The 1,122-nt window shown below is 41.8% G+C and carries 1 protein-coding gene; it reads left to right on the forward strand.

The genetic code is table 11. The features are described 5' to 3' along the window. Positions 1 to 587 precede the first annotated feature (587 nt). Positions 588 to 1,122: AlpA family transcriptional regulator (locus MoGM_RS02370; protein WP_275936835.1), on the forward strand; the 535-nt coding region annotated here is incomplete at its 3' end.

The following is a 1,122-nucleotide window of genomic DNA, read 5'->3' on the forward strand; positions in this document are numbered from 1 at the left end:
ATTTAACACTTATCCTAAAATCCATGCACCGGAATTTCGGCTTGTGCCGAAAAAAGTTTACCTGACCACCCACGACAACCACCGTATGTCCTGTCAACGCATATCGCAATACGCTTACGGAAATGCACATTTTATCAAATTTGCGAAAAAACAGGATCCAAAACATAAGACTTGATAAATATTTACAAAAAGCGTTCAACATACATGACGAAACGCGATCGAGATCGAGATGAGACACAACGGCATACCGAATGTGTATTTAGAGCCTTATAACTAACCATAAAGTCTTGACTTTCAATACTCTTTGATTTTTAACACTTTCTGAGTGCTTTTTGGCAGTTCCCGATTTTCCACATATTTTTGCAGCGTATTTCTACCGTGGAGAATTTGCGGAGCTTTTATTTTGTCATATCGTGAACGTAGTTTACAATGATTTACGAGTGGTTACGATGAAGGACAGATTTGAAGCTGATAGGCAAAATGCGTTATATCGTGGACTGGGTTGACAAAGGTTGTCAATGGTTCACTTCCGTTTACTCCATAGGTGGAATACTCAAAGTATGTAGAACATAGTAATATCAAAGAGTATGAGACCGACAAGAAAATGTGAATTTTGTGGCAAGACATTCGTGCCAAGAAGCGGTATGCAGAAATACTGTTCCGAGGAATGTCAGGCTGAGGCAAAACGTCTTAGGAAGAAAAGACAGCAGGACTTGATTAACGGTATTGAGCCTATCATGGAACTGCAACATCAGGAGTATCTTACCTTCTCCAAGGCTGCCATTCTGATGGGATGCACCCGACAGTATATCTACAAACTTGTGGCTAACGGCAAGTTGAAGGCATCAAGATTGAGCAGCAGAATGGCATTCGTTAGAAAGGCTGATATAGAGAAGATGTTTGAGGGTAATCCCTACAAGCGTGTGGTTCCTGCCAGCAAGAGCAAGCTCTGTAAAAAGGCAAAAACAGAAAAGCCAACACAAAATCAGGAACCAACAAAAGGGAAAGAGGAGAATGAGGTGCTTGACTATTATTCGGTCGAGGAAGTGATGTCCATTTATAAGGTCAAGAAGTCTTGGCTGGAAAAGGCGCGTGAGTTTGACCCCTTCGGGCACGCGGAAC

Origin of the sequence: Prevotella sp. MGM1 (assembly GCF_002933775.1) — a bacterium.
GTDB lineage: Bacteria > Bacteroidota > Bacteroidia > Bacteroidales > Bacteroidaceae > Prevotella.